This is a genomic window from Variovorax sp. 01N429 (assembly GCF_056399425.1).
On sequence record NZ_JBFTRG010000011.1, the window covers coordinates 184,244 to 206,723 of the forward strand.

The following is a 22,480-nucleotide window of genomic DNA, read 5'->3' on the forward strand; positions in this document are numbered from 1 at the left end:
CCATTCAGGGGCTACGAATGAACATCGACTTGAACAGCGACCTCGGCGAGAGCCTGGGCGCGTGGCGCATGGGCGACGACGACGCCATGCTCGACATCGTGAGCAGCGCGAACGTGGCTTGCGGCTTCCATGCCGGCGATCCGGCCGGCATTCTGCAGACCGTGCGGCGGGCGAAGGCAAAGGGAGTCGTGGTGGGCGCGCATGTGTCCTATCCCGACCTCGTCGGCTTCGGGCGCCGTGCGATGGATGTGGCGAGCGCCGATCTGCAAGCCGACGTGATCTACCAGATCGGCGCCCTCCAAGGTCTCGCCGCAGCGGCCGGCACCCGGGTGCGCTACGTCAAGCCGCACGGCGCGCTGTACAACACCATCGCGCATGACCAGCGGCAGGCCAACGACGTCATCGCCGCGATCCGCGAAGTCGATGCCGGACTGACCCTCGTCGCACTGGCTGGTTCGCCGTTGCTCGACTGGGCGCGCGCCCAGGGCCTGCACGTGGTGGCTGAAGCTTTCGCCGACCGGGCCTACATGCCCGACGGCTCGCTGGTGTCGCGCCGCCAGGCCGGCTCGGTGTTGCACGACCCGAAGGAAGTCGCCGAGCGCATGCTGCGCCTCGCGCAGGAAGGCGTGGTCACGGCCATCGACGGCAGCACGGTGCGCATCCAGGCCGATTCGGTTTGCGTTCACGGCGACAGCCCTGGCGCGGTGGAGATGGCGCGACAGGTGCGCCGGCTTCTCGAAGGCGCCGGCATCGTCGTTCGCTCTTTCGCCGGCGTCGCGGACTCGAACCAGGGGGCGTGATGCGCTTCCTCCCGGTCAACCTCGACGCCGTGCTCGTCGAGCTGGACGACCTGTCGCAAACGCTGGCGTTGCTGGCTTCATTGCAGGCTGAGCCAATCGCAGGCGTCGACGACGTCGTGCCCGCCGCGCGCACGCTGTTGGTGACCTTCCGGCCCGCCGCTGTCTCTCGTGCCGAGCTCATCGACCGCATCAGTGTTCGCCGCCTCGATGTGCGCGTCGAAGCCGCTGGAGAGCGCATCGAGATTCCCGTCACATACAACGGCGAAGACCTGGAAGAAGTGGCCGGCTTGCTCGGCATCTCGCTGCAAGAGGTCGTGCGGCGCCACACTGGCAGCGACTACACCGTGGCCTTCACCGGCTTCGCGCCGGGCTTCGCTTATCTGAGCGGTGGCGATGCGAGCTTGAATGTGCCCCGTCGCGCAACACCGCGCACACGGATTCCGGCGGGGGCGGTGGGCTTGGCGGGCAGTTTCAGCGGTGTCTATCCGCAGGCGAGTCCGGGCGGCTGGCAGATCATCGGCGTGACGGCAACGCGCATGTGGGATCTCTCGCGTGATCGACCCGCACTGTTGCAACCCGGCCAGCGCGTGCGTTTCGTCGATGCGGGGCCGCAGACCAGCGCGTCGACGGCGCCCGCCGTGCCACAGATGGCAACGATGGAGCCGCTGTTGGCTCCTTTGATGGGCGGCAGTGCGCTGGAAGTCCGGCAGAGCGGGCTGCAGGCGCTCTTTCAGGACCTGGGCCGTCATGGCCAGGCAGGGCAGGGCGTTTCGACTTCGGGTGCGATGGATCGCGCTTCGCTGCGCGCAGCCAACCGGCTGGTGGGCAATCGCTCTGACGCAGTCTGCGTGGAGGCCGTCTACGGCGGTCTCCAACTCGTCTGTCGCGGCGATGCCGTCGTGGCCGTCGCGGGCGCACTGGGTCCTCTTGAGTTGCTCGCCAGAAATGGATCGAGGTGGCCCGTGCCGCGGCATGCGCCCATCGCGCTGTCCGATGGCGACGCACTGCTGATCGGCGAGCCGAGCGCTGGCATTCGCTCGTATGTGGCGATGCGCGGCGGCTTTGCCGTCGCGCCGGTACTCGGCAGTTGCGCAACCGACACGCTGGCGAACATCGGGCCCCGGCCGCTTGCGGCGGGCGACGTGCTGCCGATAAGGCCGCCAGCGCCCGGCGCTGTGGTGGGGCTGCCTGAATCCGCGCCGGCCGACCTGCCGATGCTTGACGAAGTCGTCACGCTCAATGTCGTGATGGGTCCGCGCACCGACTGGTTTGCGCCGGAGTCCCTCGAGCTTCTGGCCACGCAGATCTGGACCGTCACGCCGCAATCCAACCGCGTCGGCGTCCGCCTCTCGGGCGAACAACCGCTCGCGCGCACCGCGGCAATGCAAGGCGCCGAACTGCCCAGCGAAGGGACGGCCCTTGGTGCGCTCCAGGTGCCGCCCAACGGGCAGCCCGTGTTGTTCATGGCCGACCATCCCCTGACCGGCGGCTATCCCGTCATCGCGTCCGTCGCCAGCTATGACATCGATCGCGCGGGTCAGTTGCCGATCGGCGCCCGCGTTCGTCTTTGCCCGATTTCGCCCGATTTCGCTCGTCAACTCTCAATGCCATGAAAAAAGTCCTCATTGCCAATCGCGGTGAAATCGCGGTGCGCATCGTGCGTGCCTGTGCCGACTACGGCGCGCAATCGGTCGCCGTCTATGCCGACGCCGACATCGATGCGCTACACGCCCGCATGGCCGACGAGGCCTACGGCCTGGGCGGCGACAGCCCGGCCGATACCTACCTGAGCATCGACAAGCTGCTGGCAGTCGCCTCGCGATCCGGCGCGGACGCGGTGCATCCCGGCTACGGCTTCCTCTCGGAGAGCGCGGCCTTCGCGCAGGCGGTCATCGATGCCGGCCTGACATGGATCGGCCCGCCGCCGGCCGCCATTGCACTGCTTGGCGACAAGGTGCAGGCGCGGAAGATCGCTCTGCAAGTTGGCGCCCCGCTGGTGGCCGGTACGGCCGATCCGGTGAGTGGCGCGCAAGAGGTGCTCGCCTTCGCTGAAAAGCATGGTCTGCCGATCGCGATCAAGGCGGCTTTCGGCGGCGGTGGCCGCGGGCTCAAGGTAGCCTGGCGCATGGATGAAGTGGCCGATCTTTTTGATTCCGCAGTGCGCGAAGCAGTCACGGCTTTCGGCCGCGGCGAGTGCTTCGTCGAGCAGTTTCTCGACCGGCCGCGCCATGTCGAAGCCCAGGTGATTGCGGACACGCACGGCCATGTGGTCGTGCTCGGCACGCGAGATTGCTCCCTGCAGCGGCGCAACCAGAAGCTGGTGGAAGAGGCGCCCGCCCCCTTCCTCGACGAAGCGCAACGCCAGCGCATTCACAAGGCCGCGCGCGATGTCTGCTCGAAAGCGGGCTACGTGGGCGCAGGCACGGTCGAGTTCCTGCTCAGTGCTTCGGGCGCTGTGTCCTTCCTCGAAGTCAACACGCGGCTGCAAGTCGAGCATCCGGTGACGGAGGAAACCTGCGGAATCGATCTGGTGGTGGAGCAACTGCGGATTGCCGATGGACATCCGCTGTCAGTCACCCAGACGCCCACGCCGCGCGGCCACGCGATCGAATTCCGCATCAATGCCGAAGACGTGGGGCGCGGTTTTCTGCCTTCGCCGGGCCTTGTGGTCGGCTTCGAGGCGCCGACAGGACCGGGCGTCCGCCTGGACACCGGCGTGGTGTCCGGCTCGACCGTGCCCGGCACCTTCGATTCGCTCATGGCGAAGTTGATCGTCACTGGCGCCACTCGCGCGCAGGCCATCGCCCGCGCGCGGCGCGCCTTGGCGGAGTTCCGCATCGAAGGCGTAGCATCGGTGTTGCCGTTTCATCGCGCGGTCGTGGCTCACGCGGACTTCACCGGGAGCGATGGCTTCAAGGTGCATACGCGCTGGATAGAGACAGACTTTGCTGCCGAACTGGCTGCAGCGGCGCGTCCGGAGCCTTTGCCCGCGACGGCGCTGTATCGCACGGCCATGGAAATCGACGGCCGCCGCGTGGCGCTGGGCTTGCCCGCCGAATTGCTGCGCGGGCTTCAGTCTGCCGGCGCCGCCGATGCCTCCTCCGGGCCCGCACCGGAATCCTCACCGCAAACCGATCCGTCCAGCGTCACCGCTCCCGTTTCAGGAACCCTGCGCGCGTGGAAGAGCGAGGAGGGCGCCGAGGTTGCCCAAGGCGAAGTGATTGGCGTCATGGAGGCAATGAAGATGGAAATGCAGGTCTGCGCACACCGTGCCGGTCGGCTCGTGCGCACCATGCAGGCCGGCGCATACGTGAACGTCGGCGCGGTCATCGCGCGGATCACGTGACGGTCGATGCGACCTTCTGGCGCGACGCCCCTGGCATGGCCATGTCCTCTGGCGTTGCGAGCGCAAAGATCGCGCGGGCGACGGACTTGTGTTCCATCACGCGCAGTTCGAGCTCGTGAAGGATGCGCGCAAGCTCGACCTGCGTGGGCTCGCCTGCGATCACGACCCGTGCGGCGACGAGCAGACGGTCCGGCCCGACGAATTCCGCGAAGAAGTACGTCACCCGTTCCACGCGAGGATCCTTCTCGATCGCTTGCACCGCCATTGCGCTTCGTTCGTCCGACAGCGGCACGCCGGCCAGGTAGCGGCGGTTCTGGTTGATGAGGAACAGGCCTGCGACGCCCATCAAGAGCCCGATCAGGATCGATCCCATCGCGTCGTAGACCGCCTTGCCGGTGAGCTGATGCAAGGCCATGCCCAGGCCGGCCACGACGAGCCCGACGAGCGAGATGAAGTCGCCGATCACGACTGCGCGCAACTGGGAATCCGAGGTGTCGAACACGTGCTTGAAGATGCCCGAGTTTCTCTCGGCGGCGCGCGCTCGCACGAAGCGGACGGCCCGCAAGAACGACACCTGCTGGAGCACGAAGGACACGCCGATGACCGCATAGCCGAATCGATAGTCGTTCGGCGTCTCGGCGCTGCCGAGTTGGGTGATGCCGCGCCAGATGGCGATCTGCGCCCCGACGACGAACATGACGATGGACGCGAACAGCGACCACACGAAGGACTCGCGGCCATATCCCAGCGGGTGTTCGGAATCAGCAGGGCGGCGGGCGGCCAGGTAGCCGACCACCAGAAAGATCTCGGAGACCGTGCCGATCCACGAATGCACGGCTTCTGCCAGCATCGAGACCGAGCCGGTGGACGCGGCCGCCGCCGTCTTGCATGCAGCAACGAATGCACTGCCGGCGAAAGCGATAGCGATCGTGACTCTGAGTTGGCGCACCTGAACGTCCGTGCCCAGGCGGCGGTGGAAGCGGCTGAACTCCCTCATGGTGGATCCAGGATTGATGGTCGCCAACTTTAAGCGCACCGGCCGAATGCTTGCCGGCCTGACCACTGGCTGACATACCCCGCCGGCACGCGGGGCCTCCTTCGCGCCCGTCATGGAGGTGAAACAGGGTTGCCGCAAGATGGGCGCGTAGACAGTCGATCGGCGCTGGTAGGGGATGCTGCGGCGACCATTCGGATCCGGATGGTTCCCCGATGCCATCGACTGTCGTTGTTATCCTATGGCTTATGCCCGACTCATTACTTGCGCCAGACCTTCCGGTCGGCTGGACCTGCAGGATCGACCTGAATTCCACACCCGAAGGCACGTACTCCGGCAAGGCCGAACTGAGATTCGAGGGCGAGCAGCGCTGTGTCCTCGTCATCGCCCAGCAACCGAGCCGCGAAGCGGCGTTGCATCGCGTCAAGATCCGCGCTGAATTCTTCGTGTCCGAATGGACGTCCCGGTCACACACGGGCAATACCGGCTTCAGCGAATTGGACATCTGACGGCCGACGCCTTGACGGCCACGGCCCGCGTTGTGCGAACGCGACGCTTTCGGGAAGGTCTGCGTCAAAGACACCAGTGCGGGCAATTAAGATCGAGCACGTGGCATGCCGCTCCGTTGAGTGGGTGGTCTGCGACTGGATGCAGGGCCCCTCGCGAGGGGCCTTTTTTGCGCCTGACTGATTGGGGGGCAGTAATGCCATGATGGGAAATTCGTCGTTCGCAGGTCTGGGCAATTCATCCTTTGCGAGTCTCACGCCGGCGCCTGCTTCCGCCGACGAAGCCGAACCGTGGGTTCGCGGCGAGTTGATTCGCAGCCTGATGCGGGCATCGCGCGGCTCATACCTGCTGGCCGCGGCGTTGATGCCCGCCATGGTGGGCTTGAGCTGGGGCTATGTACCGAGCTGGCAACTGATCGCGTGGCTGTGCATCGGCATTGCCGCCACCGGTTGCCGCATCTGGGGCGAGCAGATCTACGCGCGCCACTACGCCGATCGCGATTCCGCCGCGCAGCAGTATTTCGTCGACCACTATCGCTTTCTCTGGAGCACCAGCTCATTCGCCTGGGGCTTGTCGATCCTGATCTTCTTCGAGCGCACGCCGCTCGTGAATCAGTTCATGAGCTGGCTGATCGTGGCCGGCGTGGCGACCTTTCCGCTCAACGGGCTCGCGCTGCATCCACCACTGCTCAAGCGCTACGTCAATACGCTGTTCTTCACGATGCTGGCGGCCATCATCCTTCGGATGATCGAGCTCAACTTCGAGCGGCCGCATTTTCATTACGGCTTTCTGATGTTGCCGGGCCTGCATTGGTGGCTGCTGCTGAGGGCCGGGCGGCGCATCCACGAGACTGCGCGCAACAGCTTCGAACTGCTGTTCCACAACCACATCCTGATCAACTCGCTGACCCAGCAGCGTCAGGCCGCCGTATCTGCGGTGGCAATGAAAAACCGCTTTCTCGCCAGCGCGGCGCACGACATGCGGCAACCGGTGCTGGCGCTCTCGCTCTACGCCGACTGGCTGCGCAACGAGCCCGAACTGGTGGCGGAGATCGCGCCCAAGATCGTTCGCGCCACGCATGCCGTGAATGCGCTCTTCGATTCGTTGTTCGACCTTGCGCGCATCGATTCGGGGCAAGTGAGGCTGCATATCGAGCGCGTCGATGTTGCGCAACTGCTGCATGACCTGGAGCTGCAGTACCGCCCGGTCGCTGAAGCCAAGGGCCTGACCTTCAGGATCCACGTGACGCCCGGGACGGTGCTGACCGATCCGATCCGCGTGCGCCGGATGATCGGCAACCTGCTGGCCAACGCCATCAAGTACACGGCCGAAGGCGGCGTCTTGCTGGCGTCGAGACAAACGCGTGACGGCCTGCGGGTGGAGGTGTGGGACACCGGCATCGGCATCGCAAGGGAGCACTTGCGGGACGTGTTCCTGGAGTTCTACAAGGTGGCCGACCATGCCGGTACTTCCGACGGCTTTGGTCTCGGCCTAGCCATCGTGGCCCGGCTCTCGCATGCCCTGGGCCATCCGGTCAGCGTTCGGTCTCGCCTGGGCCGTGGCAGCGTTTTCCGCGTCGCATTGCACGACGCCGATGAATCGCAAGCCCAGACGAGGATTTCAGGCGCCGTCGGCTGACATTGCCGCTGGCGCGGGTGTTGGGCGTTGCCCCGTGTCAGGGGCAAGCCTGGGTCAACTGGACGAGGACAGCAGTCCGTTGGTGCGCGCGTGGTGCAGGGCCTGGGTCCGGCTTTTCACGCCGAGCCGACGGAACAGGCGCCACAGGTGCACCTTCACGGTGTGCTCGCTGATGTCGAGCTCGGTGGCAATGTCGCGGTTGCTCATGCCTTGGTCGAGCATCGCAATCAGCTGGGTCTGGCGCTTCGACAGCTTGCTGTTGGTCGCCGCCACCGGCTCTTCGGCATCCGAATCGGCCATCAGGAGGCCGCGCAGCGCGGCGGTGAGTTCGGCCGAACTGGCGGATTTCTCGATGTAGGTGTCGGCACCGGCTTCGATGCAAGCTTCTTCCATATCGGCCGAGGGCGATGCGGAGTAGACCGCGATCGGCACGTCCGGGTAGACCTGCTTCACCGCGACCACACCGGAGACTCCGGTCGTGTCGGGCAGTTTCAGGTCCAGGCAGAACAGCCCTGGAGCGCCATGCTGCTTGACCGCGCCAGCGAGCTTGTCGAGGCGTTCGAGCTCGACGATGTTTTCGGCAGGTCGAAGGCGCCGAAGCACCATCACGATGGCGTCGCGCATCAGGGGGTGGTCATCGATGACGTAGATACTCATGGTTTTCTCACTGTGTCCGCGGGCCGGTGGACTGAATTCCGGCGCCGCTCAATTGCTGTCACTTTAATTCAACCTTCGCTCGCTGCGTCGGCAGCCAACGCCTCCAGCGCGGCCGATGCCGCACCCATTTTCTCGTTGTCGATCGGTTCAAGTTGTTCGGCCAGCTGCGCCAGCGCCGCGCCCCGTTGTTCCTTCAGCGAGGCGATCGCGCGGCCCGCCTCCTGCGGCGACGCGAATCCACGGCTTTGTACCAGCTGTGCGCCGCTTGCGTCGAGGAACTTGAAATAGAAAAGACCGTCGCGCTCCCGGTATTGCTTGAAACTGGGTCGCGAGACTTTGGCCGCCTTGGGCGCGGCGGCGCTCTTGCCGCTGGCGGCAAGATTGCGCAGCCCGACGGCCTGGCGCAACTCGGCAATGAACGGACGCGACAGTGCGCGTGCCTTTTCGGCGCCGGCGCGCAGGATCTTCTCGATTTGCGCCGGGTCGTTGATGAGGTCGTCGTAGTGCTTGCGCATCGGCGCGATTTCGCGGTCGATGCGTTCGAACAGGATCTGCTTTGCGTCACCCCATGCAATGCCGTCGGCGTAGGCCTTGCGCAGCGATTCGGTTTCTTCGTTGTCCGCAAAGGCCTGGTAGATCTGGAAGAGCGCCGAGCCCTCGGTGTCCTTGGGCTCGCCGGGCGCGCGGGAATCGGTCACGATGCCGGCGATCAGCTTCTGCAACTGAGCGCGCGGCGTGAAGAGCGGGATCGTGTTGTCGTAGCTCTTGCTCATCTTGCGGCCATCGAGGCCCGGCAGCGTGGCCACGGCTTCGTCGATCTCGGCCTCCGGCAGGGTGAAATGCTCGCCGTAGAGGTGATTGAAGTGCTGCGCCATGTCGCGCGCCATCTCGATGTGCTGGACTTGGTCGCGGCCCACCGGCACCTTGTGCGCGTTGAACATGAGAATGTCGGCGCCCATGAGCACCGGATACATGAAGAGTCCCGCCGTCACGTCGGCATCGGGGTCTTCACCCTTGGCGACGTTCTTGTCGACCGATGCCTTGTAGGCATGGGCCCGGTTCAGCAGGCCCTTGCCCGTCACGCAGGTGAGCAACCATGTCAGCTCCGGGATTTCGGGGATGTCGGATTGCCGGTAGAACGTGACGCGTTCTGGATCGAGGCCGCAGGCGAGCCAGGTGGCGGCGATCTCGAGCGTCGAACGCTGGATGCGCGCAGGCTCGTCGACCTTGATGAGCGCGTGGTAATCCGCGAGAAAGTAGAAGCTCTGCACGTCTGCACGGCGGCTGAAGCGCACGGAATGGCGCACCGAGCCGACGTAGTTGCCCAGGTGCGGCGTGCCGCTGGTGGTGATGCCCGTCAGAAAGCGAATGGGATCGGGATTCGAAGAGGAGGCCATGGAGAAGACTCAGCGGATCAGGGCGACGACGGGTGTGAGCAGCAGGTTCACGGCCTCATAGCCGAGGGCCATCAATGGACGCAGCCAGTAGTTGCTCAGGACGCCGGCGAGGACCAGTCCCATCACGATGAAAAAACCATAGGGCTCGATGCGAGCCAGGAAGTTCTGCGCGGCTCCGCGAGGCAGCAGCCCCGCGAGCACGCGACCACCGTCGAGCGGTGGCAGCGGAAACAGATTGAAGGCCCACATCACCAGATTGACCAGGACGCCTCCCTGCGCCATCTTGACGAAAAAGGTTTCATTGATGCCCGCGCCGACGAGCCCGACGAGGAACAGCCCCCACAAGATCGCCTGGATGAAATTCGATGCGGGGCCGGCCAGCGCCACCCAGACCATGTCCCGCTTCGGATTGCGCAGCCGCCCGAAATTGACGGGAACCGGCTTCGCATAGCCGAACAGGAACGAGCCCGATGTCGCGAAATAAAGCAGGAGCGGCATCAGGATGGTGCCGACCGGATCGATGTGCTTGAAAGGGTTGAGCGTGACGCGCCCGAGCACATAGGCCGTGTTGTCGCCCAGGTAGCGGGCAACGTAGCCGTGCGCGGCTTCGTGCACGGTGATGGCGAAGATCACGGGCAACGCGTAGATGAGTACGGTTTGAATGAGATTGGATATATCCACCGGCGGATTGTCTCAGACGCCCGGAATGCCCCTCGGGCGACTCAAAGGCCGAGCACCGCGAGCGATCCGCGGCCCTGCCGCACCAGCAACGGATCGCCGCCCGTGCCCATCGGCGTGAGGTCGACGACAGTCGTCGGCTCCGAAGGGCAGGCGCCGGAATCGATCACCGCGCCGATCTGCTTTTCGAAGCGCTCGCGGATCAGCGCGGCGTCATTCAGTGCCTCGGTTTCGCCGGGCGGTATGAGCGTGGTGGCCAGCAGGGGCTCGCCGTGCAGCGAGAGCAATTCACAGAGCACCTTGTGGTCGGGCATGCGCAGGCCGATGGTCTTGCGCTGCGGATGGCTCACGCGGCGGGGCACTTCCTTGGTGGCTTCGAGGATGAAGGTGTAGGGGCCGGGCGTGGCCGCCTTCAGCAGCCGGTACTGCTTGTTGTCGACTCGCGCATAGTTGGCCAGTTCGCTCAGGTCGCGGCAGATCAAGGTCAGGTGATGCTTCTCGTCCACCTGGCGGATGCGCCGCAACTGGTCGACCGCATCCTTGTCATCAAGGTGGCAGACGAGCGCATAGCTGGAGTCCGTCGGCACGGCGACGATTTCACCGCGCGCGAGCAGTGACGCCGCTTGCTTGAGCAGCCGCTGCTGCGGATTGTCAGGATGAACTTCGAAGAATTGGGCCATGGGACCGGGGGCGAGAACGGGGACGGGTAAGAGGGCGACATTCTGCCGCGAGAACGGCGATCACGATTCCGCCGGCTCGATCGGCACCCGGCGCTCGCGCACGGTGAGCCACGCGCCGGCCGCCCCGCAGACGGCGATCATCGCCATGCCGGAAAGCGAAAGATGGTCCGGCACGTGCGAGAACATCACCCATCCGCCAATCATCGCGAAAGCGATTTGCGCATAGAGATAGGGCGTGAGCGTCGATGCCGGCGCGCGCTGGTAGGCGAGGATGAGGATGAAATGGCCGACCGTCCCCATGAAACCCATGAGGCAAAGCAGTGCCCACCAGTGCCATGACGGCAGCGCAGTCCACGCAAAAGGCACCGCGAACGACGCCAGCAGCGTGCCGACCCAGCCGGTATAGAAATGCATCGTGAGCGGGTTTTCCGTCTGCGCGAGCTTGCTGGTCAGCACCTGGAACCACGCGTTGGTCAGTACCAGGCCAATGGGCAGCAGCATCGCCCAACTGAAAGCGTCTCCGCCCGGCCGCAGGATCACGAGCGTGCCCGTGAAGCCGCCCATCACCAGTCCCCAGCGCAGCGGCGAGACGTGTTCCTTCAGGGTGGTCGCGGCCAGGAGCGTGATCACCAGCGGCGCGATCAGCACGATGGAAGTGAACTCTGCCAGCGGCATGTAGCGCAGGCTGAAGAAGGCCAGCGTGCTCGATACCAGCAGCAATGCGCCGCGAAGCAATTGATAGCGCGGATGGCGTGTGCGCAAAAGCGCCGTGCCGTGCCTGGGAAGCAGCACCAGCGTGGTTGCGACCGCCTGGAAGGCATAGCGGACCCAGACGCCCATGAGGATCGGGACTGCCGCGGTCGACAGCTTGGTGGCGGTGTCCAGCGTCGCGAAACAGGCAACTGCGAGCAAGACAAGTCCGATGCCGGCAAGGATGCGCTCGGATTCGATGTCGCGGGTGCTCTTTTGTGCGACGGTGGCGCCGCTGTCTAACGCGCTCACTGGATACGGCTCTCCAGCAACTCCCAGACGGGCGTGAGTTTTCCAGGCAGCCAGGGCAGCTTGCCCAGGTCGCAATGGCTTTCGCCCGGGCTGTGGAAGTCGCTGCCGCGCGAGGCGGCGAAGTCGAATTCCAGCGCCTTGTCGGCGTATTCGACGTATTCGGCGGGGGTGTGGCTGCCGGTCACGACTTCGATCGCGCGGCCTCCGTGGGCCTTGAACTCGACGAACAAGGCGTATTCCTCGTTCGCGGTGAACTTGTAGCGGCCGGGATGGGCGATCACGGCCAGGCCATTGGCCCCCGTGATCCAGTGAACCGCATCCTTGAGGGATGCCCAACGGTGCGGCACGTAGCCTGGCTTTCCTTCGGTGAGGAATTTGCGAAACACCTCCGAGGTGTCACGGCAGTGGCCGGTCTCCACCAGAAAGCGGGCGAAGTGGGTGCGTGAGATCAGTTCGGGATTGCCGACGAACTTGAGCGCGCCTTCGTAAGCGCCATGGATGCCGACCTTTGCCAAGCCTTCAGACATCTCCTGGGCGCGCTTTCCTCGGCCGCCCCGGGTGTCGTAGAGGCCCTCGGTCATTGCCGCGTCCTCGGGGTCGAAGCCCAATCCGACGATATGCACGGTTTCGCCGGCAAAGGTGACAGAGATCTCCGTTCCGGTGAGGTACTTCATGCCGTGTGCGCGGGCTGCGGCTGCGGCGCGGTGCTGGCCGCCGATCTCGTCGTGATCGGTCAGCGCCCAGAGTTCGACGCCGTTGGCGGCCGCCCGCGCTGCGAGTTCCTCGGGGGTCAGCGTGCCGTCGGAAACGACGGAATGGCAATGCAGGTCGGCGTTCAGGATGGAAGTCACGCCGCGATCTTATTCCTTCTCGATATTGCCTGCAGGGCGCGTGGCGTCTGAGGCAGGTGCTATTGAATGCATAGCAGTGAATGCCGATGGCTCAGCGCTTCTTGCGAAACGCCAGCCAGGCCGCGGCTGCCGTGAAGGTGACGACGATGCCGACCACGATCCAGAAGCCGTGCTTGTGGTCGGCCAGCGGTATCCCGCCGACGTTCATGCCGAACAGTCCGGCCAGGATGTTGATGGGCAACGCCAGCACTGTCACCACAGTCAAGACGAAGAGGCTGCGGTTGTTGTCCTCGTTCACGTTGTCGGCGATTTCTTCCTGCAGGAGCTTGATGCGCTCCTGCAGCGCAGCCATGTCACGCAGCACCACCGAGAACTCTTCGGTCGCGCCGCTGAGCTCCTGCGCGTCCGCCCCATCGATCCATGCGGGCGGATTCTGGAGAAGGCGAAAAAGAGCAGCCGGCTCGGGCGCGAGCAAGCGTTGCAGCCGAACCAGCACCCGGCGCAGAACGCCGAGCTGGGCCCGCTTGTGGACCAGACGGCCGGTGAGCAGTTCGTCCTCGATCGCGTCTACGCGCGTCGTCACGCCGCGAACGACCTTGACTAGCACGTCGGCCTGCGCGCGAAGCAGATGTTCGAGCAATTCGGTGCTGGACCGCGGCGCGTCGCCGGCCTTGACGGCCGTTCGCAACGCATCGACCGATCGCAGCGGCTGGGCGCGCGCCGTGACCACCAGTCGTGGGCCCACGCTGATCCAGAGCGTCGAGATGTCCGATGGCTCGAAGCTGAAATCGAAATGCACGTCGTTGATGACCGCGATCAGCGAATCGTCGGCGCGCTCGATGCGGGTCGAATGCAGCCCCTCCTTCAGCGTCTCGAAGAACACATCGGACAGGCCGGCGTGTCTCGCCAGCCAGCGTTCCGACTGCGCATGGCTGAGATTGAAGTGCAGCCACATGTAGGTGCCATCCGTGCCTGCATCGCCGGCTGCTTGATCCGCAAGCCACCGGGCGGCTTGTGCCGAGCTGACTGCGCAAGCCGGCGTGGTCGCGGCCTGGCCGAACAAATAGCCGTAGATCAGACCGGCTTCATCGCTGCCGTAGGCGCCGGTGGGCCAATCCTGAAGAAGTGCCAAGGTCGAGGGTCAGAACAGATGGGTGTGACGGGTGTGACGGGTGTGGGGCCAGTCATGGTCCTCCTGCGACATGTCAGTCTCGTGACTGAGACCGCAATCGCTCACTTTCTGTCACAGGACCGTCATTCGATGGCCGCAGGATGAGGTTTTCCCTGCCCGAGAGACTGCGAGCCGACCATGACGCTTCCCGACCTGAACGACCACGAAGACCTGATGCAGCGCATCGCGCGCGATCTCGTGGACAGCTACGACGAGGAAATCGAACTCGAACTGGAAGACCGCAGCATTGAGGAGCTCGAAACGGGCCGCATCACCGACAAGGCGGCGCGGCAGGCCTACTTCAAGGAGCTGTTCCGCCTGCAGGGCGAACTCGTGAAGCTGCAGGACTGGGTCCAGCACAGCAAGCAGAAGGTCGTGATCCTGTTCGAAGGCCGCGATGCAGCGGGCAAGGGCGGCGTGATCAAGCGCATCACGCAGCGGCTCAATCCGCGCGTGGCTCGGGTCGCGGCGCTGCCGGCACCCAATGACCGCGAGCGCACCCAGTGGTACTTCCAGCGCTACGTGGCGCATCTACCTGCGGCGGGCGAGATGGTGCTGTTCGACCGCAGTTGGTACAACCGCGCCGGCGTTGAGCGCGTGATGGGCTTCTGCACCGACGATGAGTACGAGGAGTTCTTCCGTACCGTCCCTGACTTCGAGCGGATGCTCGTTCGCTCGGGCATCCAGTTGATCAAGTACTGGTTCTCCATCACGGACGAAGAGCAGCACATGCGCTTTCTCGGCCGCATTCACGATCCGCTCAAGCAGTGGAAGCTGAGCCCGATGGACCTGGAATCGCGCCGCCGCTGGGAGGAATACACCAAGGCCAAGGAAACGATGCTGGAGCGCACGCACATTGCGGAGGCGCCCTGGTGGGTCGTTCAGGCGGTCGACAAGAAGAAGGCGCGCCTGAACTGCATCAGCCACCTGCTGGGACAGCTGCCCTATCACGATGTCGAGCATGCGCCGGTGACGCTGCCCGCGCGGGTGCGCAACGCGGACTACTTGCGCCATCCCGTGCCGCCCAGCATGTACGTGCCCGAGGTGTACTGACGCGCCGCGGCGGGCGTGTCAAGGGCGTCGTCCGATGGATGGCAGCGGTCGAAGCTGCTACCGTGTTCGACTGCTCCCCGCACATCGATGCCACGCCGCTTACTTTCCCCGCTCACTCGTGCCTACCAGCGCAACCTGAAGGCGCTGACCAAGGCGACGCTCAGCAGCAGCAAGCGCATTGCCAACCAGGTCCAGCGTGCGGCCGTCAAGCAACTCAAGCCGCCTCCGGGGCGCGGTGACTGGCTGCCGGGGGTGGCGATGGGCCCGGCGGGCGCGCGGCGCTATCACCTCTATCGTCCGCCCAGCCTTCCGTTGGGGGAGAAGGTGCCGCTGATGGTCATGCTGCATGGTTGCGGCCAGACGGGGCGCGACTTTGCCATCAGCACGCGCATGAACCAACTGGCCGCCCGCGAGCGCTTCATGGTGCTCTATCCAGAGCAGGACAGGCTTGCGAATCCGCAGGGATGCTGGAACTGGTACGACCGCCGTTCCGGAAAGGCCGACGCCGAGGCCGCGACACTGATGGTGGCCGTGGATCAGGTCCAAATGCTCTACCCCATAGACCGGGAGCGCGTGGCTGTCGCGGGCCTGTCGGCGGGCGCGAGCATGGCCGCGTTGCTTGCGACACGCTATCCGGCGCGGTTCAAGGCCGTCGCCATGCATTCGGGCGTTGCGCCGGGCGCCGCAAAATCGCCGGCGACCGCACTGGGCGCAATGCGGGGGCAGCACGTGCCGCCGATGCCTGCCACGGCGGTCGGCAAGGCCATGGGCGCCGCGGCTGCATTCACCACATTGCCGGCGCTGCTCGTGCTGCACGGCGATGGCGACAAAGTGGTGTCCGCCAGCAATGCCGGCAGCAGCGCCGCCGTCTGGGCCGTCGCGAACGGAGCCAAGCCCGGCGTGACCCGCGTGCGGCAGCGCGGCAAGCGCCATGCGATGCGTGTCACCAACTACGTGCGTCGCGGGCGAACTGTCGTCACGCTCTGCGAGATCGCGAGCCTCGGGCATGCATGGAGCGGTGGCGTGTCGAGCATGCTCTTCACCGATCCTGCAGGCCCGGACGCGACCAAGCTGGTCTGGGCCTTCGCCGCCCGCCAGTTTCGGCTGAGCGCTGTTCGGCTGCCGATCTGAACCGGAGGCATCGGATGTCTGCAATTGCCTATGACGCCAGCCGAACGGCCCTTTACGCTCCGGAGCGGCAGGAGACGCTCTTCGAACGCGGCCGCGCATACACGCCGGTGCAGTGGGCGGTCGAAGCCGCGCGGCTCACCTACTACCGGGTCGAGCAGGGGCAGTCGGAAGTGCAGCGCCTGGCCGACGCGCTGGCGCAAGCTGGCTTCGGTAAGCCGCAGCTCTTTCGCGACGCCGCCACTTACGCATTCGGCGCGCTGCATACCGAGGACGGCAGCGCGCTCGTCGCGTTCCGCGGCACGCAGCCCGACGACATCCGCCATCTCGCGACCAATCTCCAGGCGCAGCAGCTCGAGTGGAAAGAAAGCGGAGGGCGTGCCCACGCCGGCTTCGCGAAAGCGGCCCGAGGTGTGCTGCCGCAAGTGCTCGATTGGCTGGCGGGCGAGGGCAGTCGGCGCAGCCGCCTTGTGCTGGCCGGACACAGCCTCGGTGCGGCGCTTGCCACATTGAGCGCAACGGTTCTGAGGCCCGAGTTGCTCGTGACGCTCGGCTCCCCCCGCGTCGGCGATGCGGATTTCGTCGGTGCGCTGGCGGACATCGACATCATGCGTCTGGTCGATGGCTGCGACGTCGTCACGCAATTGCCGCCCGCGTTGTCCTTCTATGCGCACGCCGGTGTGGTGACCTACATCACCTGTGTCGACGGCGATTGCGTCGAAGCTCCCTCGCCCACCATGATCGAAGCGGACCGGGCCGAAGGACGCGCACGGTATGCGTCGGACCATGCGTGGAAGTCCGGCTCGGTGTTGTTGCGCGAGTTGGCGGATCACGCGCCCATCAACTATGCGCGAGGGTTCTTTTAGCTCGCCCCCAGGTTGGGCTCACTGCGTGTAGCCCGCCCACCCCCTACCGGGGGCGCAGCCAGCGGCCCGGCAAAGCCGGCTCCGCGGCAGCTCGCGTGAAGAGGGGTCTCGCGAAGCTGTGCTCATGCCCGCGAAGCCGGGCCCCACGGTGAACACCGCGGAACTGGCTTTGCCAGGCCGCTGGTGTTGCCCCCGGTAGGGGGTGGGCGGGCTACACGCAGTGAGCCCAACCTGGGGGCGAGCAACATGCCGTACGCCACCCGGCGTATTTCCGCAATGCGGGCCCGTCCGCAGACTCCCTCCATCGTTCACACACCAGGAGAAGGAGTCCACATGCAACGTCGTTTCACCCTCAAGGCGCTCACTGCCGCCGTCGCTCTGGCGAGTTTGTCCGCCGTTCCCGCGTTCGCGCAGGACACCATCAAGGTCGGCGTGCTGCACTCGCTGTCCGGCACGATGGCAATCTCCGAAACCGTGTTGAAAGACACGGTGCTCATGGCCATCGACGACATCAACGCCAAGGGTGGCGTGCTCGGCAAGAAGCTCGAGCCTGTGGTGGTCGATCCGGCTTCCAACTGGCCGCTCTTCGCAGAGAAGACCAAGCAGCTGCTCGGGCAGGACAAGGTCGCCGTGATCTTCGGCTGCTGGACCTCCGTGTCGCGCAAGTCGGTGCTGCCCGTTGTGGAGGAAATGAACGGCCTGCTGTTCTACCCCGTGCAGTACGAAGGTGAAGAGCTCAGCAAGAACGTGTTCTACACGGGTGCCGCGCCAAACCAGCAAGCCATTCCGGCGGTCGACTACCTGATGAGCAAGGAAGGCGGCGGCGCCAAGCGCTGGGTGCTGCTGGGGACCGACTACGTGTATCCGCGCACGACCAACAAGATTCTGCGGGCCTATCTGAAAAGCAAGGGCGTTGCAGACAAGGACATCGACGAGAAGTACACGCCTTTCGGCCATAGCGACTACCAGACCATCGTTGCCGACATCAAGAAGTTCTCGGCAGGCGGCAAGACGGCCGTGGTGTCGACGATCAACGGCGACTCGAACGTGCCCTTCTACAAGGAACTCGGCAACGCGGGCCTGAAAGCCAAGGACGTGCCGGTGGTCGCCTTCTCGGTGGGCGAAGAAGAACTGCGCGGTGTGGATACCAAGCCGTTGGTGGGCAACCTGGCTGCATGGAACTACTTCATGAGCATCAAGAACCCGACCAACACGGCGTTCATCAAGCAGTGGAGCGAGTACGCCAAGGCGCACAACATCCCCGGCCACAAGGACAAGCCACTGACCAATGATCCGATGGAAGCCACGTGGATCGGCATCCACATGTGGAAGCAGGCTGTCGAGAAGGCCAAGAGCACCGACACCGACAAGGTGATCGCAGCGATGGCCGGCCAGACCTTTACCGCTCCGTCCGGCATCGTCTCGCAGATGGACGAGAAGAACCACCACCTGCACAAGAGCGTGTTCATCGGCGAGATCAAGGCCGATGGCCAGTTCAACGTGGTGTGGAAGACGCCGGGTCCGGTGAAGGCCAAGCCATGGAGCCCGTACATCGAGGGCAACGACAAGAAGCCTGACTACCCCGCCGGAAAGTCGCTCTAACCCCCAGCCTCGCCCACTTCGTGTGGCTCGGGCACCCCCTTTCAGGGGGCAACACCAGCGGACCGGCGGAGCCGGATCCGCGGTGTTTCTGGAAATGGGAATGCTGTGTGCTCTTTTATTCGCTCTGTTTATTTTTTCTTGGTGGCGGTCCTTCTGAGCGCTGCTTTGCCGGGGTACGCGCTGACTGGTGACGAGGCCAAGGCGATTGCGTCGGGGGATACCGAAGCGCGAATTTCTGCGCTGAATCAAGCGGTCATTGCTGCTGATGAGAAGACTGCGGCGTTCATTCAGGCGATGTCGGATGACGCTGTGAAATTCACTGAGAACCAGGTCTTTGTCGTCAAGGATGACAAGGGCTATGACCCCGTGACCGGGGCGGAAGTGAAGCTGCCGGACGATGCGGAGGACGTGGTCAACAACAACCTGATGCGCGGTGCGCTCGATGCGGCGCAAGCGGCGCTCAAGCTCAGCAGCAAGGACGATGCGGCACGGGCCGAGGCTGCGCAGGCACTGTTCAAGGAACCCGACGAGTCTCGTCTTCCGATGGTGGAGAAGGCGCTCGCGGCGGAGACGAATCCGAAGATCAAGGTGCAGCTCGAACTGGTGCGCGCCGCGAGCATGTTGAACAGCAGCGACAAGAGCAAGCGCCTGGTTGCGGCAAGGGATCTTGGCGAGAGTCGCAGTCCGGATACCAAGCTATTGTTGAATCAGCGCCTGGCCGACGAGACGGAAGCTGACGTCAAGGCGGCCATCCTGGCTTCGATCCGCAGTATTGACGGCTCGCTCGTCTGGGGAGACCGCATCAATGCGGTCTTCAGCGGGATCAGCTTGGGGTCGGTGCTGTTGCTGGCGGCGCTGGGGCTGGCGATCACCTACGGGCTGATGGGCGTGATCAACATGGCTCACGGCGAGCTGATGATGATCGGTGCCTACGCAACTTATGTGATGCAAGGCATCTTTCAGCGCTATCTGCCTGAGGCGGCATTTGGGTGGTATCTGGTTGCGGCGATTCCTGTGGCCTTCATGGCTTCGGCGTTGGTGGGTGCCGTGCTCGAACGCGGCGTGATCCGCTTCCTTTATGGCCGGCCACTGGAGACGCTGCTCGCCACGTGGGGGATCAGCCTGATGCTGCAGCAACTGGTGCGATCGATCTTCGGTGCGCAGAACGTCGGCGTTGAAAACCCGGCCTGGATGAGCGGCGGCTTCACGATGCTGAGCAATGTCACGCTGCCATGGAACCGCATCTGCATCATCATCTTCGCGGGGCTCGTGCTCTTGGCGATGGGGTGGCTCATTGGTCGTACGAGGCTCGGTCTCTTCGTTCGCGGCGTGACACAGAACCGCCCGATCGCCTCCTGCATGGGCGTGAACACGGCTCGCATCGACACCTACGCGTTTGCACTCGGTTCCGGCATCGCCGGGTTGGCGGGATGCGCGCTCTCGCAGATCGGCAATGTCGGGCCTGACCTCGGGCAGAGCTACATCGTCGATTCGTTCATGGTGGTCGTGATGGGCGGTGTCGGCCAGCTCGCTGGTACGGTGTACGCGGCAATGGGCCTTGGCATCCTCAACAAGTTCATCGAAGGCTGGGCCGGCGCTGTGCTCGCCAAAATTGCAGTGCTGGTCTTCATCATCATCTTCATTCAAAAACGGCCGCAGGGGATTTTCGCCATGAAGGGTCGGAGCGCAGAAGTATGAACACCCCCAGCCTCGCCCACTTCGTGTGGCTCTGCACCCCCTCCAGGGGGCAACACCAGCGGCCCGGCGGAGCCGGTTCCGCGGTGTTCCTGGCTGGGGCGGTCTTTGCGCCTGAATGGTTGTCTCGATGAAATCTGCCGTGATTCCTGTTCTTCCTTCCAAGGGCCCGCTGCTCAGCGGCAAGGGCTGGACTGTCTTCTTTGTCGCGCTGATCGCTGTCTGTGCGCTGGCTCCGGTGCTCAACATCGTTGTGCCCACCGACAGTGCGCTGCACATGAGCGACTACGCGGTGGCGCTGGTCGGGAAGATCATGTGCTACGCGATCTGTGCGCTGGCGATGGACCTTATCTGGGGTTACACCGGCATCCTGTCGCTCGGCCACGGCATGTTCTTCGCGCTGGGAGGCTACATGATGGGCATGTACCTCATGCGGCAGATTGGCCGCGACGGCAACTACAAGAGCGACCTGCCGGATTTCATGGTGTTCCTCGACTGGAAGACGCTTCCCTGGCACTGGACCTTCAGCGGCAGCTTCATCGCGACACTGGTGATGATCGTCGCGGTGCCCGGCCTGATCGCCTTCGTGTTCGGCTTCTTCGCGTTTCGCTCGCGCATCAAGGGTGTGTATTTCTCGATCATCACGCAGGCGATGACCTTCGCGGCGATGCTGCTCTTCTTTCGCAACGAGACCGGCTTCGGCGGTAACAACGGCTTCACGGACTTCAAGCGCATTCTCGGCATCCCGATGGCGACACAAGAGATGCGCATGACGCTGTTCGCACTGACCGGTCTCACCTTGCTCGGCTTCTTCCTCTTCTCGAAATGGTTGATCGGCAGCAAGTTCGGCCGTGTGCTGCAGGCCATTCGCGATGCGGAGTCGCGCGTGATGTTCTCGGGCTACAACCCGCTTGGCTACAAGCTCACGATCTGGGTGATCTCCGCCATGATGTGTGGCGTTGCAGGCGCGTTGTATGTGCCGCAAGTCGGCATCATCAACCCCGGCGAGATGAGCCCCGCGAATTCGATCGAGATTGCGGTGTGGGCGGCAGTCGGCGGGCGCGCGACGCTGATCGGCCCGATCATCGGCGCATTCATCGTCAATGGTGCGAAGAGTTGGCTCACCGTTGCCTATCCCGAATATTGGCTGTACTTCCTCGGCGCTCTGTTCATTGCCGTCACGCTGTTCTTGCCGAACGGCATCGTCGGCCTGGTGAAGAAGTGGGCCTCGCGGGAAAAGGCGCCGCACGAAGAAGCGGCACCGAGTGAAGGCCGCCGCGAGGCGCAGCGCGCTCTGGCCGCCGAGCACGGCGTCGAGCCCTCGGCGCTGACACCGCCGCTCGCGGTCGAACCGAAGGGAGCAAGCGCATGACCCCCGATCTCATGGACGCCGGCGCCGAGCGCGTCGCCAGGCATATCGCCTTCGACCACGCATTGCAGACCGAGTCGGGCGGACGCTCGGCCGGCTATGGCCGGCACTTGACCGCCGGTGAAGTCGACGTCACGCACGGCCGCATTCTTTATCTCGAAGATGTGAGCGTGAGCTTCGACGGATTCAAGGCGATCAACAAGCTGTCGCTGGACATCGCACCGGGTGAGCTGCGCTGCATCATCGGACCGAACGGTGCGGGCAAGACGACGATGATGGACATCATCACTGGCAAGACGCGTCCCGATGAGGGGACGGTGTTCTTTGGCAGCACGATCGATCTGCTGCGGCACAAGGAAGCGGAGATTGCGCAACTCGGCATTGGGCGCAAGTTTCAGAAGCCGACTGTGTTCGAGCATCTGACCGTCTTCGAGAACCTCGAACTGGCGCTGAAGACTGACAGGGGTGTGAAGGCTTCGATGCTGTTCAGGCTGGATTCGGAGCAATGCGATCGGCTGGCGGAGGTGCTGCACACGATTCATCTTGATGGGAGTGTGTTGCGGCTGGCGGGGAATCTGAGTCATGGGCAGAAGCAGTGGCTGGAGATTGGGATGCTGCTGATGCAGGACCCGAAGTTGCTGCTTCTCGATGAACCTGTTGCGGGGATGACGGATGAGGAGACTGCTCGGACTGCGGAGTTGTTTCTTTCTTTGAAGGGGAAGCATTCGTTGATGGTTGTCGAGCATGACATGAGCTTTATTCGGGCTATCTCGGAAATCGTTACTGTTCTTTGTGATGGGGCTGTGTTGGCTCAGGGGACCTTGGATGAGGTTCAGGGGGATGAGCGGGTTATTGAGGTTTATCTTGGACGGTGATGTGGGTCTTTTGGAGGTTGTCGGCCGGGACTCGCCCCGGCGGGCGACTTACTTTTCTTTGGGTCGCCAAAGAAAAGTAAGCAAAAGAAAGGCGACCCCACTGTGCGCGTCCCTGCGCTTCGCTTCGGGCAACCTGCGGTGCTCGCTTCAGGCGGGGTCCGCGCGAAACTC

General features: G+C 64.3%; 20 protein-coding genes. 12 read left to right on the plus strand and 8 right to left on the minus strand.

What is annotated here, in order from left to right; translation table 11 throughout:
- The first annotated feature begins 17 nt into the window (after nt 1-17).
- The 3 genes from AC1DSF_RS20500 to AC1DSF_RS20510 are packed head-to-tail and all read left to right on the plus strand — an operon-like array spanning nt 18 to nt 4,146.
- Nucleotides 18-800, plus strand: a complete 783-nt coding sequence (locus tag AC1DSF_RS20500) for a LamB/YcsF family protein (RefSeq protein WP_478125590.1) — start codon at nt 18-20, stop codon at nt 798-800.
- Nucleotides 800-2,413 carry a 5-oxoprolinase subunit PxpB gene (pxpB, locus tag AC1DSF_RS20505; RefSeq protein ID WP_478183339.1) on the plus strand — a complete coding sequence of 538 codons (1,614 nt, stop codon included), beginning with the start codon at nt 800-802 and terminating at the stop codon, nt 2,411-2,413. The genes AC1DSF_RS20500 and pxpB overlap by 1 nt, the downstream gene beginning before the upstream one ends.
- Nucleotides 2,410-4,146 (plus strand): acetyl/propionyl/methylcrotonyl-CoA carboxylase subunit alpha, encoded by a 1,737-nt coding sequence (locus AC1DSF_RS20510; RefSeq protein WP_478183327.1) that lies wholly within the window; start codon nt 2,410-2,412, stop codon nt 4,144-4,146. The genes pxpB and AC1DSF_RS20510 overlap by 4 nt, the downstream gene beginning before the upstream one ends.
- On the opposite strand, the gene AC1DSF_RS20515 is transcribed toward AC1DSF_RS20510, so the two are convergent.
- A complete protein-coding gene (locus tag AC1DSF_RS20515) occupies nt 4,139-5,143 on the minus strand; it encodes a cation diffusion facilitator family transporter (protein WP_478125592.1) in 1,005 nt (334 codons plus the stop codon). The genes AC1DSF_RS20510 and AC1DSF_RS20515 overlap by 8 nt on opposite strands.
- Nucleotides 5,144-5,388: 245 nt before the next feature.
- Here AC1DSF_RS20515 and AC1DSF_RS20520 point away from each other — a divergent pair, with 245 nt between their 5' ends.
- On the plus strand, nt 5,389-5,649 hold the full coding sequence (locus tag AC1DSF_RS20520; protein WP_478125593.1) for a hypothetical protein: 261 nt from the start codon (nt 5,389-5,391) through the stop codon (nt 5,647-5,649).
- Between the two features lie 199 nt (nt 5,650-5,848).
- A complete protein-coding gene (gene shkS, locus AC1DSF_RS20525; RefSeq protein ID WP_478125594.1) occupies nt 5,849-7,285 on the plus strand; it encodes a surface-behavior sensor histidine kinase ShkS in 1,437 nt (478 codons plus the stop codon).
- A 54-nt stretch (nt 7,286-7,339) separates the two neighbouring features.
- Here the strand turns inward: shkS and AC1DSF_RS20530 are convergent, their stop codons facing one another.
- From AC1DSF_RS20530 to AC1DSF_RS20560, 7 genes are all read right to left on the minus strand, one after another.
- Nucleotides 7,340-7,942, minus strand: a complete 603-nt coding sequence (locus AC1DSF_RS20530; protein WP_478125595.1) for a LuxR C-terminal-related transcriptional regulator — start codon at nt 7,940-7,942, stop codon at nt 7,340-7,342.
- A gap of 68 nt (nt 7,943-8,010) precedes the next feature.
- Nucleotides 8,011-9,339 carry a tryptophan--tRNA ligase gene (locus AC1DSF_RS20535; protein ID WP_478125596.1) on the minus strand — a complete coding sequence of 443 codons (1,329 nt, stop codon included), beginning with the start codon at nt 9,337-9,339 and terminating at the stop codon, nt 8,011-8,013.
- A gap of 9 nt (nt 9,340-9,348) precedes the next feature.
- Nucleotides 9,349-10,020: a site-2 protease family protein gene (locus AC1DSF_RS20540; RefSeq protein WP_478145386.1), complete on the minus strand. Its 672-nt coding sequence runs from the start codon at nt 10,018-10,020 to the stop codon at nt 9,349-9,351.
- 41 nt (nt 10,021-10,061) lie between these two features.
- A complete protein-coding gene (locus tag AC1DSF_RS20545) occupies nt 10,062-10,697 on the minus strand; it encodes an L-threonylcarbamoyladenylate synthase (protein WP_478125598.1) in 636 nt (211 codons plus the stop codon).
- 60 nt (nt 10,698-10,757) lie between these two features.
- The gene (locus AC1DSF_RS20550) at nt 10,758-11,699 is read right to left on the minus strand and encodes a DMT family transporter (protein WP_478183328.1); all 942 of its coding nucleotides are present in this window, start codon (nt 11,697-11,699) and stop codon (nt 10,758-10,760) included.
- Complete coding sequence (locus AC1DSF_RS20555) at nt 11,696-12,550, minus strand: 3',5'-nucleoside bisphosphate phosphatase (protein WP_478125600.1); 855 nt, start codon at nt 12,548-12,550, stop codon at nt 11,696-11,698. The genes AC1DSF_RS20550 and AC1DSF_RS20555 overlap by 4 nt, the downstream gene beginning before the upstream one ends.
- A gap of 91 nt (nt 12,551-12,641) precedes the next feature.
- On the minus strand, nt 12,642-13,682 hold the full coding sequence (locus tag AC1DSF_RS20560) for a transporter (protein WP_478183329.1): 1,041 nt from the start codon (nt 13,680-13,682) through the stop codon (nt 12,642-12,644).
- A gap of 177 nt (nt 13,683-13,859) precedes the next feature.
- Here AC1DSF_RS20560 and ppk2 point away from each other — a divergent pair, with 177 nt between their 5' ends.
- From ppk2 to urtD, 7 genes are all read left to right on the plus strand, one after another.
- A complete protein-coding gene (ppk2, locus tag AC1DSF_RS20565) occupies nt 13,860-14,774 on the plus strand; it encodes a polyphosphate kinase 2 (RefSeq protein WP_478183330.1) in 915 nt (304 codons plus the stop codon).
- An 87-nt stretch (nt 14,775-14,861) separates the two neighbouring features.
- Nucleotides 14,862-15,905, plus strand: coding sequence for an extracellular catalytic domain type 1 short-chain-length polyhydroxyalkanoate depolymerase (locus AC1DSF_RS20570; RefSeq protein ID WP_478145390.1), 1,044 nt, complete (start codon nt 14,862-14,864; stop codon nt 15,903-15,905).
- 14 nt (nt 15,906-15,919) lie between these two features.
- On the plus strand, nt 15,920-16,768 hold the full coding sequence (locus AC1DSF_RS20575) for a lipase family protein (RefSeq protein ID WP_478183331.1): 849 nt from the start codon (nt 15,920-15,922) through the stop codon (nt 16,766-16,768).
- Between the two features lie 333 nt (nt 16,769-17,101).
- Nucleotides 17,102-18,370 (plus strand): urea ABC transporter substrate-binding protein, encoded by a 1,269-nt coding sequence (gene urtA / locus AC1DSF_RS20580; protein WP_478125605.1) that lies wholly within the window; start codon nt 17,102-17,104, stop codon nt 18,368-18,370.
- A 309-nt stretch (nt 18,371-18,679) separates the two neighbouring features.
- On the plus strand, nt 18,680-20,068 hold the full coding sequence (urtB, locus tag AC1DSF_RS20585) for an urea ABC transporter permease subunit UrtB (protein ID WP_478145392.1): 1,389 nt from the start codon (nt 18,680-18,682) through the stop codon (nt 20,066-20,068).
- Between the two features lie 127 nt (nt 20,069-20,195).
- The gene (urtC, locus tag AC1DSF_RS20590; RefSeq protein ID WP_478183332.1) at nt 20,196-21,437 is read left to right on the plus strand and encodes an urea ABC transporter permease subunit UrtC; all 1,242 of its coding nucleotides are present in this window, start codon (nt 20,196-20,198) and stop codon (nt 21,435-21,437) included.
- Nucleotides 21,434-22,309: an urea ABC transporter ATP-binding protein UrtD gene (urtD, locus tag AC1DSF_RS20595; RefSeq protein WP_478145393.1), complete on the plus strand. Its 876-nt coding sequence runs from the start codon at nt 21,434-21,436 to the stop codon at nt 22,307-22,309. The genes urtC and urtD overlap by 4 nt, the downstream gene beginning before the upstream one ends.
- Nucleotides 22,310-22,480 lie beyond the last annotated feature (171 nt).